The organism is Kitasatospora sp. NPDC049258 (assembly GCF_040678895.1).
In the GTDB taxonomy this organism is placed as follows: Bacteria; Actinomycetota; Actinomycetes; order Streptomycetales; family Streptomycetaceae; genus Kitasatospora.
This window is the reverse complement of sequence record NZ_JBFAQT010000047.1, coordinates 1-16,742: the sequence shown is the minus strand read 5'-3', so window position 1 is coordinate 16,742 and position 16,742 is coordinate 1. Positions and strand designations below refer to the sequence as shown.

General features: G+C 73.1%; 15 protein-coding genes. 9 read left to right on the top strand and 6 right to left on the bottom strand.

Going from position 1 to position 16,742, the window contains the following annotated elements; all coding sequences use genetic code 11:
- Nucleotides 1-90: 90 nt before the first annotated feature.
- From AB0K43_RS27715 to AB0K43_RS27700, 4 genes are all read right to left on the bottom strand, one after another.
- On the bottom strand, nt 91-927 hold the full coding sequence (locus tag AB0K43_RS27715) for an amino acid ABC transporter permease (protein ID WP_363644423.1): 837 nt from the start codon (nt 925-927) through the stop codon (nt 91-93).
- A complete protein-coding gene (locus AB0K43_RS27710; protein WP_363644421.1) occupies nt 924-1,574 on the bottom strand; it encodes an amino acid ABC transporter permease in 651 nt (216 codons plus the stop codon). Before AB0K43_RS27710 ends, AB0K43_RS27715 begins: the two co-directional genes overlap by 4 nt.
- A 103-nt stretch (nt 1,575-1,677) precedes the next feature.
- The gene (locus tag AB0K43_RS27705; protein WP_363644419.1) at nt 1,678-2,580 is read right to left on the bottom strand and encodes a glutamate ABC transporter substrate-binding protein; all 903 of its coding nucleotides are present in this window, start codon (nt 2,578-2,580) and stop codon (nt 1,678-1,680) included.
- Nucleotides 2,581-2,708: 128 nt separating this feature from the next.
- Nucleotides 2,709-3,437, bottom strand: coding sequence for an amino acid ABC transporter ATP-binding protein (locus AB0K43_RS27700; protein WP_363644463.1), 729 nt, complete (start codon nt 3,435-3,437; stop codon nt 2,709-2,711).
- A 524-nt stretch (nt 3,438-3,961) separates the two neighbouring features.
- Between AB0K43_RS27700 and AB0K43_RS27695 the strand changes: the two genes are divergently transcribed.
- Both AB0K43_RS27695 and AB0K43_RS27690 read left to right on the top strand, forming a co-directional pair.
- Nucleotides 3,962-4,753, top strand: a complete 792-nt coding sequence (locus tag AB0K43_RS27695; RefSeq protein WP_363644417.1) for a response regulator transcription factor — start codon at nt 3,962-3,964, stop codon at nt 4,751-4,753.
- 6 nt (nt 4,754-4,759) lie between these two features.
- Entirely contained in the window at nt 4,760-6,208 is a 1,449-nt protein-coding gene (locus tag AB0K43_RS27690; protein WP_363644415.1) for a HAMP domain-containing sensor histidine kinase, read from the top strand.
- Here the strand turns inward: AB0K43_RS27690 and AB0K43_RS27685 are convergent.
- Complete coding sequence (locus tag AB0K43_RS27685; protein WP_363644413.1) at nt 6,198-7,223, bottom strand: TAXI family TRAP transporter solute-binding subunit; 1,026 nt, start codon at nt 7,221-7,223, stop codon at nt 6,198-6,200. The genes AB0K43_RS27690 and AB0K43_RS27685 overlap by 11 nt on opposite strands.
- 72 nt (nt 7,224-7,295) lie before the next feature.
- Here AB0K43_RS27685 and miaB point away from each other — a divergent pair, with 72 nt between their 5' ends.
- Entirely contained in the window at nt 7,296-8,789 is a 1,494-nt protein-coding gene (gene miaB / locus AB0K43_RS27680; protein WP_363644411.1) for a tRNA (N6-isopentenyl adenosine(37)-C2)-methylthiotransferase MiaB, read from the top strand.
- Between the two features lie 41 nt (nt 8,790-8,830).
- Entirely contained in the window at nt 8,831-9,529 is a 699-nt protein-coding gene (locus AB0K43_RS27675) for a hypothetical protein (protein ID WP_363644409.1), read from the top strand.
- A gap of 13 nt (nt 9,530-9,542) precedes the next feature.
- On the opposite strand, the gene AB0K43_RS27670 is transcribed toward AB0K43_RS27675, so the two are convergent.
- Nucleotides 9,543-9,770, bottom strand: coding sequence for an antitoxin (locus tag AB0K43_RS27670; RefSeq protein WP_363644407.1), 228 nt, complete (start codon nt 9,768-9,770; stop codon nt 9,543-9,545).
- Between the two features lie 176 nt (nt 9,771-9,946).
- On the opposite strand from AB0K43_RS27670, the gene miaA reads away from it, so the two are divergent.
- The 5 genes from miaA to hflX all read left to right on the top strand — a co-directional run bounded on the left by miaA (nt 9,947) and on the right by hflX (nt 16,626).
- Nucleotides 9,947-10,891: a tRNA (adenosine(37)-N6)-dimethylallyltransferase MiaA gene (gene miaA, locus AB0K43_RS27665; protein ID WP_363644405.1), complete on the top strand. Its 945-nt coding sequence runs from the start codon at nt 9,947-9,949 to the stop codon at nt 10,889-10,891.
- A gap of 246 nt (nt 10,892-11,137) precedes the next feature.
- On the top strand, nt 11,138-11,611 hold the full coding sequence (locus tag AB0K43_RS27660) for a hypothetical protein (protein WP_363644403.1): 474 nt from the start codon (nt 11,138-11,140) through the stop codon (nt 11,609-11,611).
- Between the two features lie 86 nt (nt 11,612-11,697).
- A complete protein-coding gene (gene dapF / locus AB0K43_RS27655) occupies nt 11,698-12,600 on the top strand; it encodes a diaminopimelate epimerase (RefSeq protein ID WP_363644401.1) in 903 nt (300 codons plus the stop codon).
- A gap of 155 nt (nt 12,601-12,755) precedes the next feature.
- The gene (locus AB0K43_RS27650) at nt 12,756-15,020 is read left to right on the top strand and encodes an HD domain-containing protein (protein WP_363644399.1); all 2,265 of its coding nucleotides are present in this window, start codon (nt 12,756-12,758) and stop codon (nt 15,018-15,020) included.
- Between the two features lie 103 nt (nt 15,021-15,123).
- Nucleotides 15,124-16,626, top strand: coding sequence for a GTPase HflX (gene hflX / locus AB0K43_RS27645; RefSeq protein ID WP_363644397.1), 1,503 nt, complete (start codon nt 15,124-15,126; stop codon nt 16,624-16,626).
- Nucleotides 16,627-16,742 lie beyond the last annotated feature (116 nt).

Sequence of the window (16,742 nt, the reverse complement as noted above, 5' to 3'; positions counted from 1 at the left end):
CGGCGGGAGGTGCCCGGATTCAATGCTCAGTGCTGGGGAGGCTCCGGGTGGTGTCACGAAGAGCAATGCAACAGATCACCTGGGTGTCCGTCAAGCAGCGGCAGGTGTGCGCCGGTTCGTGCCGCGACGGCCGCGCGCCTCGATCCACTTGGCCAGGGCGGTCAGCGCCAGGCACAGCCCGATGTAGATCGGGGCGATCACCAGGACCACCGGGATGTAGGGGTAGCCCTCCGGTGTCGAGGTGTTGCTGGCGATCAGCTTGCCCACGTACAGCAGCTCGTGGAAGGCGATGATGTAGCCCAGCGAGGTGTCCTTGAGGGTGACCACCAGCTGGCCGATGATGGCCGGCAGCATCGACCGGACGGCCTGCGGCACCAGGATGGTCGTCATCACCGAGGTCTTGCGCAGCCCGAGCGCGTACGCGGCCTCGGCCTGGCCGCGCGGGACGGCGTTGACGCCGGACCGGATGATCTCCGCCTGCACCGCGCCGTTGTAGAGGGTGAGGCCGATCACCAGGGCCCAGAAGGGCTCGGCGCCGAACACCGCGCGGTACAGCGCGAAGATCATGATGAGCAGCGGCATCGCCCGGAAGAACTGGACGACCGCGGTGCAGACGGCCCGGACCGGGCGGTGGTCGGAGAGCCGGCCGGCGGCCAGCAGGGCGCCGAGGGTGATCGAGAAGGCCGCGGCCAGGCCGAACACCTGGAGGGTCTCCAGCACGCCGTCGACGATCCGCTGCTGGACCTTGGCGTACTCGAACGGCGCCCACAGGTCGGGCGAGAACTGCCCGGCGTCGTCCAGGCGGCTGTAGACGAACCAGAGCAGGGCGGCGATCCCGACCAGCGAGAGCACCCCGAAGGCCCGGTAGCGCATCCTGGCCTTCGGGCCGGTGGCGTCGTAGAGGACGGAGGCGGAGCGGGTGCTCATCGGGCCACCGCCAGCCGCTTCTCGGCGAAGCTGAAGAGCTGCTGCACGCCGAAGCTGATGACCAGGTACGCGATCGCAATCCAGAAGAAGATCCCGAAGATGGCGTACCCCTTGTCGGTCAGTGTCGCCTGCACGTTGAAGAGCTCGGGCACGCTGAACGCGCCGGCCACCGCCGAGTTCCTGGGCAGGGCGATGAAGATCGAGCTCATCGGGCCCATCACGGCCCGGACGGCCTGCGGCAGGATCACCAGGCCGAGCGTCTGGCCGAAGTTCAGGCCCAGGCTGCGGGCCGCCTCGGCCTGGCCGAGCGGCACCGTGTTGATGCCGGAGCGCAGCACCTCGCAGACGAAGCTGCCGGAGTAGGCGCTGAGCGCGAGCACCGCGAAGGTGAACGGCTCCAGGTGCACGTCCAGCCGGGGGAGGCCGAAGACCACCGCGAAGAACAGCAGGGTCAGCGGGGTGTTGCGGAAGGTGTTGACCCAGACGGTGCCGAACGCGCGGAGCGCCGGGACCGGGGACACCCGGAAGGCCGCCAGGACTATGCCGAGCAGCATGGCGAGGACCGCGCTGATCGCGCTGAGCTCGACCGTCCGCAGGAAGCCGTCGCGGAACAGCGCGAAATTGCCGTCCTCGAACAATATGCCCATGCCGGCTGCCCTCCTCTCATTGGTGGTTGCGTGGTGGTCCGGGGCCGTGCGGCCGCCCGGGCCGGCCCGTCGTGGGGGGCCGGCCCGGCGGGCCGCGGCGGGCTCAGTACCGCTGCAGGGCGGGGACCTGCGGGGCGGCGGAGCCGGAGAGGCCGAGGGTGGCGTCGTAGGCCTTCTTCCAGTCGCCGTTGTCCTCGTGGGCCTTGAGCGCGTCGTTGATGGCGTCGCGCAGCGCCTTGTCGTCCTTGTTCAGGCCGACGCCGTAGTTCTCGGTGGAGAAGGGCTTGCCGACCACCTTGAGCTTGCCGGCGTTCTTCGCCGCGTAGCCCTTGAGGATCGCGTCGTCGGTGGTCACCGCGTCGATCTCGTCGGTCAGCAGCTTGTCGACGCACTGCGAGTAGGACTCGTACTGGGTGACCTTGGCGCCGTACTTCTTGATCTGGTCGACCGAGGTGGAGCCGGTCACCGTGCAGACGTTCTTGTCCTTGGTGCTCTCCGGCCCGGTGATCGCGGTGTTGTCCTTCTGCACCAGCAGGTCCTGGCCGGCGATGTAGTACGGGCCGGCGAACGAGACGCTGGCCTTGCGCTTGTCGTTGATGCTGTAGGTGCCGACGTAGTAGTCGACCCCGTGGGTGGAGATCGAGGTCTCACGGTTGGCGGAGGCGATGGTCTGCCACTCGATCTGCTTGTCCGTGAAGCCGAGGTCGGCCGCGATCATCTTGGCGATCTCGATGTCGAAGCCGTTGCGGGTGCCGGTCTGCACGTCCTCGAAGCCGAGGTACGGCTGGTCGGACTTGGCGCCGATCTTGAGCTTGCCGTTCTTCTTGGCCTCGACCCAGGTCGGCGAGGACTCCAGCTTGAAGTCCGTCTTCACGGCGTAGGTCGGCAGCTGGGGCTTGGCGGAGCCGGCCGCGTCGTCGTTCGGCGAGCCCTCCTTGCCGCAGGCGGCGACGGCCGTCAGCGTCAGCACGGACAGGGCGACAGCGATGGTACGACGGGTCCTCATGCGGGTCTGTTCTCCTCGGATCTGGCCGCGGGTCAACCGGGCGCTGGGGTCGGGAAGTTCCGGAGCGGCGCGGCGGGTCCCCTCGGACCGCCGCGCCAGGCGGCACTGACGCTAGATCAGCGGTGGCCTCAGTGGTGGAGGATCTTGGAGAGGAAGTCCTTGGCCCGGTCGGTGCGCGGGGCGGTGAAGAACGCCTCCGGCGTGTTCTCCTCGACGATCCGGCCGTCCGCCATGAACAGGACCCGGTTGGCGGCGGAGCGGGCGAAGCCCATCTCGTGCGTGACGACCACCATCGTCATGCCCTCGGCGGCCAGCGAGCGCATCACCTCGAGCACCTCGTTGACCATCTCCGGGTCGAGGGCCGAGGTGGGCTCGTCGAACAGCATCACCTTGGGCTTCATGGCCAGCGCGCGGGCGATCGCCACCCGCTGCTGCTGGCCGCCGGAGAGCTGCGCCGGGTACTTGTCGGCCTGGGCGGCCACACCCACCCGCTCCAGCAGCTCGCGGGCCCGCGCCTCGGCCTCCGGGCGCGCGACCTTGCGCACCTTGACCTGGCCCAGCACCACGTTCTCCAGCACGGTCTTGTGCGCGAACAGGTTGAAGCTCTGGAACACCATGCCGACCTCGGCGCGCAGCCGGGCCAGCTCCTTGCCCTCGGCGGGCAGCGGCCGGCCGTCGATCAGGACGCTGCCCGCATCGACGGTCTCCAGCCGGTTGATGGTCCGGCACAGGGTCGACTTGCCGGAGCCGGAGGGGCCGATCAGCACCACCACCTCGCCCCGGGCGATCTCCAGGTTGATGTCCTGGAGCACGTGCAGTGCGCCGAAGTGCTTGTCGACGCCGCTCAGCACGACCAGGGGAGTCGGCCCGGCGACGGAGTCGGTGACGGTCTTCTCGGTCATCGCGCCATGCTCCCTCGTGTCCGGTCCCAGGGGGTGTACTCCCTTGGGCTGCGCCGCTGTTGACCGGACAGGGAAGTGCCGGGCCGATCGTCGGACGCTGGTACCGGGGGCCGGAGCCGGCGGAGCCCGCAGCCCCCGGTGGGGTGACCATAAGAAAGCCGACGATGCCATGTCAGCTGATCTGAGCGGAACTTGAGGATCACGATCCGGCCACACCCTGCGCGACCGCGAGGCTCGGCTCGGTCACCGCCCGACCTCGACCGAGCGCCGCGGGCGGTCGCCGAGCAGCCACCGAGCAGCCACCGAGCGACCCCGAGGTGGCCCGCGGGTGGCCCGGAAACGGCCCGCCGGCGCCCGTGGACCGGGCGGCGTGGCCGAGACCACCGTGACAATGGCGGACCGGGGCCGGAGAATACTGCGACCCGGTCCGGCACGGCAGGACCGGCGCACCCACCGGGTCCACGAGGGAGAGGAGAGCAATGCGACTGCTTCTGGTCGAGGACGACGACCGCGTCGCCGCCGCGCTGAGCGCGGTCCTGGGCCGGCACGGCTTCCAGGTCCGGCACGCCCGCAGCGGGCACGAGGCGCTGGACGCGCTGGTACCCGACGGCAGCGACCCGTACCGGGTGGTCCTGCTCGACCTCGGCCTGCCCGACCGGGACGGTTTCGAGGTGTGCAGCCGGATCCGGGCCGCCAGCAGCGTCCCGGTGATCATGGTGACCGCCAGGGCCGACATCCGCTCCCGGATCCACGGACTCAACCTCGGCGCCGACGACTACGTCACCAAGCCGTACGACATGGGCGAGCTGCTCGCCCGGATCCACGCGGTGGCCCGTCGCGGCGTGGCCACCGCCGCCCAGACGGCCGAGCCGGACGGGCCGAACCCGCCGCGCGGTCCGCTGGAGGCCCGTGGCGTGGTGATCGACCGCGAGCGCCGCCGGGTCAGCGTGCACGACCGCGACGTACCGCTCACCCGCAAGGAGTTCGACCTGCTGGCGCTGCTCGCGCAGAGCCCCGGCGTGGTCTACCGCCGCGAGCAGATCTTCAGCGAGGTCTGGCGCAGCGGCTGGGAGGGCAACGGCCGCACCCTGGAGGTGCACATCGGCTCGCTGCGCACCAAGCTCGGCCTGCCCGGCCTGGTCGAGGCCGTCCGCGGGGTCGGCTACCGGCTGATCCCCGAGCAGCCCGCGGACGGGAAGGGCGCCGACGGGCGCCCGGAGGACGGGGCGCCCGACGAGCGCCCCGCCGGCGACGGCGAAGCGGGGCGCTGACCCTCCGTGCGCACCCGCCTGCTCAGCATCCTGCTCACCCTGATGGCCGCCGTACTGGCGGCCCTCGGGGTGCCGCTGGGCTACCTCACGGCGGCCTCGGAGCAGAGCGAGGTGGTGGTCGACCGGATCGACGACGCGGCCCGGTTCGCCCAGGACCTGCCCACGCCGGGCCGCTCCGGCGGGGTCAACACCGCGATGAAGGGCGACTACCAGCCCGTCGCCGGCGACACCGGCCGGCTGAGCTCGCTGATCGGCGAGGTCACCCGCTACCACGAGCTCTACGGCATCCGGATCGGGATCTTCTACCGCGACGGCGGGGCGGTGGCGGTCGCGCCGCAGGGCTGGCAGGTCTCGACCGGCCCGGGCAGCGAGGCCTTCCAGGAGGCCCTGGACGGCCGGCGCAGCCACAACCCGGGCCAGGTCTGGCCCTGGGACGCCGGCAAGACCCTCACCGTCGCCCTGCCGGTGGTCCGGGACGGCGACGTGGTCGCCGTGGTGATCACCGAGTCGCCGACCGGCCCGCTGCGCGCCCGGGTGCAGCAGCAGTGGATGGTGATCGCGGGCGGGGAGGTGCTCGCGATGACGGTCGCGGTGCTGTTCGCGGTCCTGCTCACCGGCTGGGTGCTGCGCCCGGTGCGGACCCTGGACCGGGCCACCCACGACATCGCCACCGGCCGGATGAACGCCCGGGTCGCCCCCAGCGGCGGCCCCCCGGAGCTGCGCCGGCTGGCCCGCTCGTTCAACGAGATGGCGGACCACGTGGTGCTGGCCATGGACCAGCAGCGGGCGTTCGTCGCGGACGCCTCGCACCAGCTGCGCAACCCGCTCGCGGCGCTGCTGCTGCGGGTGGAGCTGCTCGGCATGGAGCTGCCGGACGGGCACGAGGCGGAGCTCGGCGGGGTGCGCGAGGAGGGCATCCGGCTGGCCCGGGTGCTGGACGACCTGCTCGGCCTCGCCACCGCCGAGCACGCCCGGCCCGAGCCCGAGCCGGTCGACCTGAACCGCCTGGTGCTGGCCCGGGTGGAGGCTTGGCGGCCGACCGCCGAGCAGCGCGGCCTGCGCCTGGACTGGGACGCCCCGCTGCTGGCGCACGGCCTGGCCGACCCGATCGGCTTCGGCAGCGCGCTGGACGCGGTGCTCGACAACGCGCTCAAGTTCGCGCCCACCGGCTCCGCGGTCACCGTCACCATCGAGCTGCGCAAGCGGGAGGTGGCGGTGACGGTCGCGGACCGCGGGCCCGGCCTCACCGAGGAGGAGCTCGACCGGATCGGCGACCGCTTCTGGCGCAGCTCCCGGCACCAGAACGTGGACGGTTCGGGGCTGGGCCTGTCCATCGCCCGCACCCTGCTGCTGGCCGGCGGCGGCTCGCTCGACTTCGCGCCGGTGGAGCCGACCGGACTCGCGGTCGCCCTGACCGTCCCGCGGGCCTCCAAGCGTCAGGGCGTCACGGCTTGACCGAGGTGTAGTACCGGCGGGCGCCCTCGTGCAGCGGCAGCGGGTCGGTGTACACGGCCGTCCGCAGGTCGACCAGCTGGGCCGCGTGCACCTTGGCGCCGATGGTGTCGCGGCTGTCGATCACGGCCCTGGTCACCGCCTGCACCAGGCCCGGGTCCACGTCGTCCCGGGTGACCAGCAGGTTGGGGACGGCGACGGTGGCCACCGTGCTCCCGGCGGGCCGGATGCCCGGGTAGGTGTTGGCGGGGATGGTGGCGGCCCGGTAGGCGGCCGCGCCGCCGCCCTCCTGGCGCTGGAGCGGCTCCGCCAGCTCGGCGAGCGGCACGATCCGGATCGGGAAGCGGGTCGAGAGGTTGGTCAGCGCGGAGGTGGGCAGGCCGCCGGACCAGAAGAAGGCGTCCAGCTGGCCGGACTGCAGCAGGCCGGCGGCGTCGACCACGCCCGCGCCGACCGGCGCTATGTCGTGGTCCGGGTCCAGCCCGGCCGCCCCCAGCAGCCGCCGGGTGACCAGGTTCACCCCCGACTTGGCCTGGCCCACCCCGACCCGCAGCCCGCGCAGGTCGGCGACCTTCTGCACCGGGGAGCCGGCCGGGACCACCAGCTGCAGGTAGTCGTCGTACAGCCGGGCGATCGCCCGCAGCCGGGGCTTGCCGGGGTTGTCGAAGGAGGTCACCGCGTCCGCCGTGGAGATGGCGAAGTCGTCCCGGCCGGCGACCACCCGCTCCAGGTTGTCCACCGAGCCCTCGGAGTTGTCCAGCCGCAGCCGGGTGCCCGGGACGGCGTCGAGCAGCTGCCCGCGCAGCAGCTGCCCGTACAGGTCGTACACGCCCCCCGGGACGCCGGTGGCGAAGCCGACCTCCCGCGGGGCCTGTCGCGGGGAGCCCGCCGCGGACAGCCGCCAGCCGGCCAGACCGGCCGCGACCAGCAGCAGCACCACGACCGCCAGCACCGGGCGGCTGCGGGCGGCCCGGCGCACGGCGGCGCCCGTGCGGGCGGGGATCGAGGTGTCGGCCATGCAGGGATACTGCCAGGCCCGGCGGCCGGACGGGAGGCCCGGGCCGGTGCCCTTACCCTTGCAGATGTGGGTATGGAGGAGAGCTTGCGAACTTACAAGGTCGTCACGTACGGCTGCCAGATGAACGTCCACGACTCCGAGCGCCTGTCCGGGCTGCTCGAGGAGGCCGGGTACGCCAAGGCCGACCAGGACGGCGATCCCGACCTGGTGGTCTTCAACACCTGTGCCGTCCGTGAGAACGCCGACAACAAGCTGTACGGCAACCTCGGCCGGCTCGCCCCCGCCAAGCAGAGCCACCAGGGCATGCAGATCGCCGTGGGCGGCTGCCTGGCCCAGAAGGACCGCGACACCATCGTGCGCAAGGCGCCCTGGGTCGACGTGGTCTTCGGGACCCACAACATCGGCCACCTGCCGGCGTTGCTGGAGCGGGCCCGGGTCGAGCAGCAGGCCCAGGTGGAGATCCTGGAGTCGCTGGAGACCTTCCCCTCCACGCTGCCCACCCGCCGCGAGTCCGCCTACGCGGCCTGGGTCGCGATCTCGGTCGGCTGCAACAACACCTGCACCTTCTGCATCGTCCCCGCGCTGCGCGGCAAGGAGGAGGACCGCCGGCCCGGCGACATCCTCGCCGAGGTCGAGGCGCTGGTCGCCGAGGGCGTGGTCGAGGTCACCCTGCTCGGGCAGAACGTCAACTCCTACGGCTCCGACCTGGGCGACCGCGAGGCGTTCTCCAAGCTGCTGCGCGCCTGCGGGCAGATCGAGGGCCTGGAGCGGGTGCGGTTCACCTCCCCGCACCCGCGCGACTTCACCGACGACGTGATCGCGGCGATGGCCCAGACCCCGAACGTGATGCACCAGCTGCACATGCCGCTGCAGTCCGGCTCGGACACCGTGCTCAAGGCGATGCGGCGCTCGTACCGGCAGGAGCGGTTCCTCGGGATCATCGAGAAGGTGCGCGCCGCGATGCCGGACGCCGCCATCTCCACCGACATCATCGTGGGCTTCCCCGGCGAGACCGACGAGGACTTCGAGCAGACCCTGCACGTGGTCCGCGAGGCCCGGTTCGCCAACGCCTTCACCTTCCAGTACTCCAAGCGGCCGGGCACCCCGGCGGCCGAGATGGACGGGCAGATCCCCAAGGCTGTGGTGCAGCAGCGCTACGAGCGGCTGGTCGCACTCCAGGAGGAGATCTCCTGGGAGGAGAACAAGAAGCAGGTCGGCCGCCGGCTGGAGATCCTGGTCGCCGAGGGCGAGGGCAAGAAGGACAGCCAGACCGACCGGCTGTCCGGCCGCGCCCCGGACAACCGCCTGGTGCACTTCGAGCGGCCTGCCGAGCCGGTCCGCCCCGGCGACGTCGTCACGGTGGAGATCAGCTACGCGGCGCCGCACCACCTGCTCGCCGAGGGCCCGGTGCTGGCCGTCCGCCGTACCCGGGCGGGCGACGCCTGGGAGAAGCGGCAGGCCGCGCCGGCCGCCAAGCCGGCCGGGGTGATGCTCGGCCTGCCGACCATCGGTGCGCCCAAGCCGACCGCCGCCGCACCGGTCGGCAGCGGCTGCGGCTGCGACTGACGTACCGGCAGGGCGGTGGCGGCCCGGATAGAGTGATCGACATGCTGGTTGCCGCCGCCGTCTGCCCCTGCCCGCCGCTGCTCGTACCGGCGGTCGCCGCCGGGGCCGCCCCCGAGCTGGAGCCGCTGCGGGCGGCCTGCCTGGCGGCGGTCGGTGAGCTGCTCGCCTCGGGCGCGGAGCTGATCGTCGCGGTCGGCACCGGCCCGGAGGCCGAGGTCTGGACGGAGGGCGGGGTCGGGTCGTTCCGCCGGTACGGGGTCGAGCTGGCCGCGCGGCTGCCGCTGGGCGGGGTGGGCGAGTCCGAGCTGACCCCCTCGCTGACGGTCGGGGCCTGGCTGCTGGAGCAGGCGCGGGCCGCGGTGCCGACGCACGCCTGCGCGGTGCCCGCCGACACCAGCCCCGAACGGCTGCTCGGGCTGGGCAAGGGCCTGGCCGATCTGGCCGACCGGGTCGGCCTGCTGGTGCTGGGCGACGGCAGCGCCTGCCGCTCGCTGAAGGCGCCCGGCTACCTGGACGAGCGGGCCGAGGGGTACGACGCCGCGGTGGCCGCTGCCCTGGGCTCCGCCGACACCGCCGCGCTGGCGGCCCTCGACCCGAAGCTCGCCGGCGAGCTGCTGGCCGAGGGCCGGGCGCCGTGGCAGGTGCTGGCGGGCGCCGCCGAGGGCGCCGGCCTCGGCGGGGAGCTGCGCTACGACGAGGCCCCCTACGGCGTCGGCTACTTCGTGGCCTCCTGGCGCTGACCGGGCCGGCCGGTCAGTTCGACCCGTCCTGCGGCTTGGCCGCGAAGTCGTCCACGGCGTGCTTCGCCTTGGCCGTGCTGTGCCCGATCTTCTCGCTGTACTTGTGCTTGGTCGCCTTGTCGACCGCGGTGCCGGCCTTGTCGACCATGTCGTCGATCTTCTCGTTGTGCTTGCCGGCGAGCTGGCTCGCCCTGTCCTTCAGCTCCTCGGCCTTGCCCTTGAGGTTGTCCTTCAGGCTCATCGGGTGCTCTCCCTGTGGTCGGCCGCCGGGGTGGCCGGCGCGATCGGTCCAAGACCCTCACCTGCCCGGATGCCCTTCCTTCCAAACCTGACATAACGCCCGATAACGGCTCGAAAACCCTCCGGTCGCCCGGCACGGCGCCCGGCCCGGGCCGGCACTTTGCGAGACTTGGAACCGTGACCAGTACCCACCCCCTCCCGCCCCGCGTCGTCTCGGTGGTCGGCGCGACCGCCGCCGGCAAGTCCGACCTGGCGGTCGCCATCGCCCGCAGCCTCGGCGGCGAGGTGATCAACACCGACTCGATGCAGCTCTACCGGGGGATGGACATCGGCACGGCCAAGCTCACCGTCGAGGAGCGCGGCGGGATCCCGCACCACCTGCTGGACATCTGGGAGGTCACCGAGGCCGCCAGCGTCGCCGAGTACCAGCGGCTGGCCCGGGCCGAGATCGACCGGCTGCTGGCGGCCGGCCGCACGCCCGTGCTGGTCGGCGGCTCCGGGCTGTACGTCCGGGCGGCCATCGACGAGATGGAGTTCCCCGGCACCGACCCGGCCGTCCGGGCCCGGCTGGAGGCGGAGCTGGCGGAGCACGGCCCCGGCCTGCTGCACCGCCGGCTGGCCGAGCTGGACCCGCCCGCCGCCGGGGCCATCCTGGCGAGCAACGGCCGGCGGATCGTCCGGGCCCTGGAGGTGATCGAGATCACCGGGGCGCCGTTCACCGCCAACCTGCCCGGCCACACCGCCGTGTACGAGGCGGTCCAGATCGGCGTCCAGGTGCCGCGGCCCGAGCTGGACGAGCGGATCGAACTGCGGGTCGACCGGATGTGGCGGGCCGGCCTGCTGGACGAGGTGCGGGAGCTGGAGAAGCTGGGGCTGCGCGAAGGCCGGACGGCCGGGCGGGCGCTCGGCTACCAGCAGGTGCTGGCGCACTTCGCGGGGGAGTGCACCGAGGACGAGGCACGCGCCGAGACGGTCCGGGCGACCAGGCGGTTCGCCCGCCGGCAGGAGTCCTGGTTCCGCCGGGACGACCGGATCCACTGGCTCTCCCGACCCGCCGGCACCGACCCGGTGGCCCTGCTGGAACGCTCGCTGGAGCTGATCGGGGATCAGACGACGGCCTGATCCGGCAGCCCGGGGGCGGTTTTGGGCCATCGGCCCGTGCAGCTGCACCGGCAGCCGCAGGTCCGGCGCGGACCGGGGGTTACAGGCCGATCACGTCCTGGCCACGGATCACCCGACGACCCCCGCCAGGCCCTGCCGACGACTCTGGACATGCCATCATCGGTAGCACCTGAGGCCGCTCGCATCCGGTCGGCCTCACCGTCCGCGAACCCGTCCGTTCGTGTCGAAGCGTCAGGGGGAGGCCGCGTGTCCACGGGTACCGGCCCCGAGACCGACCAACTGCCCGGCGACGCGGCGAGCGTCACCGCCGAACTCGTGGCGCCGACCACCTCCTACGCCGTGGCGCTGCCCGCCCTGGACCCGCTGATCGCCGCCGGGGTGGTGCACGAGCGGGAGATCCGCCCGCGCAGACGGCTGCGCTGGTGGCAGCTGCTGCCGATCGTGCTGATGGCCACCCTGGGCTCGCTGATGTTCGCCTTCCCGCTGGCCTTCGGCACCGACCGCGCCTCCCCGATGATCGGCATGCTGGGCCTGCTGCTCACCGCCGCCTCGGTCGGCTGGGGCGCGATGGCCGCCCGCCGGGTCGGGTACAAGTGGCCGGGCGTGCCGCGCCGGGGCACCGGCCAGCGGGCCGGCTGGCGGGCGATCCTGCTCTACACCCTGATGGCCTGCGCGGCCGTGGCGCTCGCGGTGTGGCGGGTCGTCCAGCTCCGCGGCTGACCGGCGGCGCCCGTCGGCCCCCTCCGCGGCCGTCCCACGGGCCGGGCGGCAGCCCCTTCGCCCGGCCGGATCAGTACGATCGTGGTGTGAGCGACTCCACCGCGGCGGGCCTGCCCTTCCTCAAGGGCCACGGCACCCAGAACGACTTCGTCATCCTCCCCGACCCGGACGGCCGGCTGGAGCTCGGCCCGGCCGAGGTGGCGCTGCTGTGCGACCGGCGGGCCGGGATCGGCGGCGACGGGATGCTGCGGGTGGTCCGTGCCGCGGCCGATCCGGCGGCGGCGCAGCTGGCCGACCGGGCGGAGTGGTTCATGGACTACCGCAACTCCGACGGCTCGATCGCCGAGATGTGCGGCAACGGCGTCCGGGTCTTCGCCCACTACCTGGTCCGGGCCGGCCTGGCGAAGCCGGGCGCGCTGGCGATCGCCACCCGGGCCGGCATCCGCGAGGTCCGGGTCGCCGAGGACAACCCGGACGGCACCCCGGGCCTGATCACCGTCGACATGGGCCGGGCACTGCTGCCGGGGCCGGACGGCATCGAGGTCGCGGTCGGCGGGCGGCGCTGGCCGGCCCGGCACGTGAACATGGGCAACCCGCACGCGGTGGCCTTCGTGGACAGCCTGGCCGACGCCGGCGATCTGTTCACCGCGCCGCTGACCACCCCCGCCGGGGCCTACCCCGAAGGGGTCAACGTCGAGTTCGTGGTCGAGCGCGGCCCGCGCCACGTCGCGATGCGGGTGCACGAGCGCGGCTCCGGCGAGACCAGGTCCTGCGGCACCGGCGCCTGCGCCGTCGCGGTGGCCGCCGCCCGCCGGGACGGGCTCGACCCGGCGGTCACCGGCGAGTCGGCCGAGTACACGGTGGACCTCCCGGGCGGCCGGCTGGTGATCGAGGAGTTCCCGGACGGCCGGGTGGAGATGACCGGGCCCGCCGTGATCGTCGCCACCGGCACCCTCGACCCGGCCTGGCTGGGCGTACCGGCCGGCTGACCGCGGCCGCTTTGCCCCGTTCCGCCGCGGGTGAATCCCCCTGTTCGGGTGATTCAACTGACGGAGTGGCAGCAGGCCGCCGCGGAACGTGCTGTGCTCGGTAGCATGGACCACCGGGTCGGACTTCGCTCCGGTGATCGCTGCCGGAGGTGCAGATGACCATCGAAGCCGGCCAGCACGGGGCCGTCCCGTACACCGTGCCCAAGCGTCCGCTGCCCAGGCTCAGCCGGGCCGCCCTCGGCCGGGCCGGTCGGGCCGCCCTGCTGGCGACCGGCCGGGGGCCGGTGCCGGACGCCATCGAGCCGATCGTCCAGGCGCACCGGGTGCACCACCCGCAGGCCGATCTGCCCCTGCTCGGCCGGGCGTACCGGACGGCCGAGGCCAGCCACCGGGGGCAGACCCGCAAGAGCGGCGAGCCGTTCATCACCCACCCGCTGGCCGTCACCATGATCCTGGCCCAACTCGGCGCCGGGACGACCACGTTGGTGGCCTCCCTGCTGCACGACACGGTCGAGGACACCGAGGTGACGCTCGACCAGGTGAGCGCCGACTTCGGCCCCGAGGTGGCCTATCTGGTCGACGGTGTCACCAAGTTGGAGAAGGTCGACTTCGGCGCGGCCGCCGAGGCCGAGACCTTCCGCAAGATGCTGGTGGCCACCGGCGACGACGTCCGGGTGATGGTGATCAAACTCGCCGACCGGCTGCACAACATGCGGACGATCCGTCATATGAAGCCCGCCAGCCAGGTCCGGATCGCCAAGGTCACCCGGGACGTGCTGATCCCGCTCGCCGAGCGGCTCGGCATCCAGGTGGTGAAGGCCGAGCTGGAGGACATCGTCTTCGCCACCCTCCACCCGGAGGAGTACGCCCGCACCGGCGCGCTGCTGGCCGCCCACGAGGGTCGTCCGGACGGGCTGTTGGAGCCCTTCGCGCAGGACCTCGCCCGCCGGCTCGGCGAGAGCGCGGTACCGGCCGCGGTCACCGTCCGGCCGCGCCACCACGTCTCCGCGCACCGGGTGCTGCTCAAGCGCAATGCCGCGGTCGGGCCGGACGGCTGCCCGCAGGGCCTCCAGCCGGCCGACCTCGGCCGGCTGCTGGTGGTGGTCGAGGAGAACGCCGACTGCTATGCCGTGCTCGGCGAGCTGCACACCGGCTGGACGCCGCTGCCCGGCGAGTTCAAGGACTTCATCGCCGCGCCCAGGTTCAACCTCTACCAGTCGCTGCACACCGCCGTGGCGCTCCCCGGCGGCGAGGTGGTGGAGGTGCTGGTGCGGACCAGACAGATGCACCGGGTGGCCGAGTTCGGGGTGGTCGCGCTGGGTGACCCGCACCAGGCGGAGGCCGGGCAGCCGGGGGCCGAGGAGCCGGAGCTGGACCGCACCGACCCGGCCCGCCCGGGCTGGCTCAGCCGGCTGCTGGACTGGCAGCAGGAGACCCCGGACCCGGACGCCTTCTGGTCCGCGCTCACCGCCGACCTCTCCGACGACCGGGAGATCACCGCCGTCACCGAGACCGGCGAGACCCTGCAGCTGCCCGCCGGGGCGAGCTGCGTGGACGCCGCGTACCTGCTCGGCGAGGAGACCGGCCACCGATGTATCGGCGCCCGGGTCAACGGCCGGCTCACCTCGCTGTCCACCCCGCTGAAGGACGGCGACGTGCTGGCCGTGCTGACCACCGCGGGCGAGGCCTACGGGCCGGACGCCGCGTGGCTGGAGCACACCCGCACCCCGGCCGCCCGGCTGGCCGTCGAGCGCTGGCTGGCCGAGCACCCGGCCGGCAGCCCGGTGGTGGAGCCCGGGCGCTCGCCCGGCCAGCCCGTCACGCCGGCCCCGGCCGCGCCGGCGCCGAGCAGTTCGCCGGTGACGGTGGCCGGCCGCCCCGGGGCCCCCGTCCGGCTCGCGCGCTGCTGCACCCCGGTGCCGCCGGACCAGGTGACCGGCTTCGAGATCCGGGGCGGCACGGTCGCCGTGCACCGGGCGGACTGCCCGGTGGGCGAGCAGATGCGGGAGGCCGGCCGCAGCCGGGTGGAGCTGGCCTGGATCCCCGGTGCCGAGCCCGCCTCCGGCTACCGGGCCACCCTGTACGCCGAGGCGCTGAACCACCCCCGGCTGCTCGCCGACCTGACGGCGGTGATCTCCGCGGAGGGGGTGGACATCGTCTCGGCCGAGGTCGGGCCGCCGCAGGAGCTGCGGGTGCGGCACAGCTACACCGTCGAGCTGCCCGCGGCCGGCGCGCTCCCGGCGGTGATGCGGGCCATGCTGCGGGTGTCCGGCGTGTACGACGTGTACCGGCCGGGCGGGGGAAACCCGGATGACCCGGGCAGGTCCGGCATGCGACCATCATGGGGAATTCACGGCCGGTCCGCGGCGTTGACGCAAGGCAGCAGTAGTGCCGGTGCGGTCCGCGGTCCGCAGGGGTAGCCCGCGTCCGTCCACGGTGGTTTTCCGGGTGGTCGAGGGGCAGACTTCTGGTACGCCCGCCGAACCGGGTGGCGCGCCGGCCTCCGACCAACAAAAGGATGAGATGACCTCCACGTTCGACAGCCGCAACCAGGCGGGCGACAGCGCCCGCCGACTCACCGACATCAAGGCCGATGCCCTGATGGACGAGGACCTCGCGGCGATCGACGAGGACCTCGGCAGCTACGACGGTGAGCAGTACGACCGCTCCGAGCGCGCCGCCCTGCGGCGCGTGGCGGGCCTGTCCACCGAACTCCAGGACGTCACCGAGGTCGAGTACCGCCAGCTGCGGCTGGAACGCGTGGTGCTCGTCGGCGTCTGGACCAGCGGGACGGTCGAGGAGGCCGAGAACTCGCTGGCCGAGCTCGCGGCGCTGGCCGAGACGGCCGGCTCCGAGGTGCTCGACGGCGTGATCCAGCGCCGCGACAAGCCCGACCCGGCCACCTACATCGGCTCCGGCAAGGCCCGGGAGCTGGCCGACATCGTCGCCGTCACCGGCGCCGACACCGTGGTCTGCGACGGTGAGCTCACCCCCGGCCAGCTGATCCAGCTGGAGGACGTGGTCAAGGTCAAGGTGGTCGACCGGACCGCCCTGATCCTGGACATCTTCGCCCAGCACGCCAAGTCCCGGGAGGGCAAGGCGCAGGTCTCGCTGGCGCAGATGCAGTACATGCTGCCGCGCCTGCGCGGTTGGGGTCAGTCGCTCTCCCGGCAGATGGGTGGTGGCGGCTCCGGCTCCTCCGGCGGCGGCATGGCCACCCGTGGCCCCGGTGAGACCAAGATCGAGACCGACCGGCGCCGGATCCGCGAGAAGATGGCGAAGCTCCGCAAGGAGATCGCCGAGATGAAGAAGGGCCGCGACACCAAGCGCCAGGAGCGCCGTCGCAACCAGGTCCCCTCGGTCGCGATCGCGGGCTACACCAACGCCGGCAAGTCCTCGCTGCTCAACCGGCTCACCGGCGCCGGCGTCCTGGTGGAGAACGCGCTGTTCGCCACCCTGGACCCGACCGTCCGCCGGGCCCAGACCCCGACCGGCCGGATCTACACCCTGGCCGACACCGTCGGATTCGTCCGGCACCTGCCGCACCACCTGGTCGAGGCGTTCCGCTCGACCATGGAGGAGGTCGCCGAGGCGGACCTCATCCTGCACGTGGTGGACGGCTCGCACCCCGAGCCGGAGACCCAGCTGGCCGCCGTCCGCGAGGTGATCGTCTCGGTCGAGGCACAGAACGTGCCGGAGATCGTGGTGATCAACAAGGCGGACGCCGCCGATCCGCTGGTGCTCCAGCGGCTGCTGCGCCGCGAGCCGCACGCCCTGGTGGTGTCGGCCCGCACCGGGCAGGGCATGGACGAACTGCTCAAGCTGATCGACGACGAGCTGCCGCGCCCGGCCGTCGAGGTGCAGGCGCTGGTCCCGTACACCCGGGGCGACCTGGTCTCGCGGGTGCACGCGGAGGGCGAGCTGATCTCCACCGAGCACACCGGGGACGGCACCCTGCTGCGGGCCAAGGTGGCGGCCGAGCTGGCCTCCGAGCTGGAGCGGTTCGCCGTGGTCGGCCAGAGCTGACCCCGGCACGACGAACGCCGCGGGCCCGGACGCGCCCGGCACGCCCCCGGCCCGGGCGGGTAGTGGATTCGTCCAAGATGCCCGGCTCGCGGCCCGCCCGGCACGCCGGACCGGCG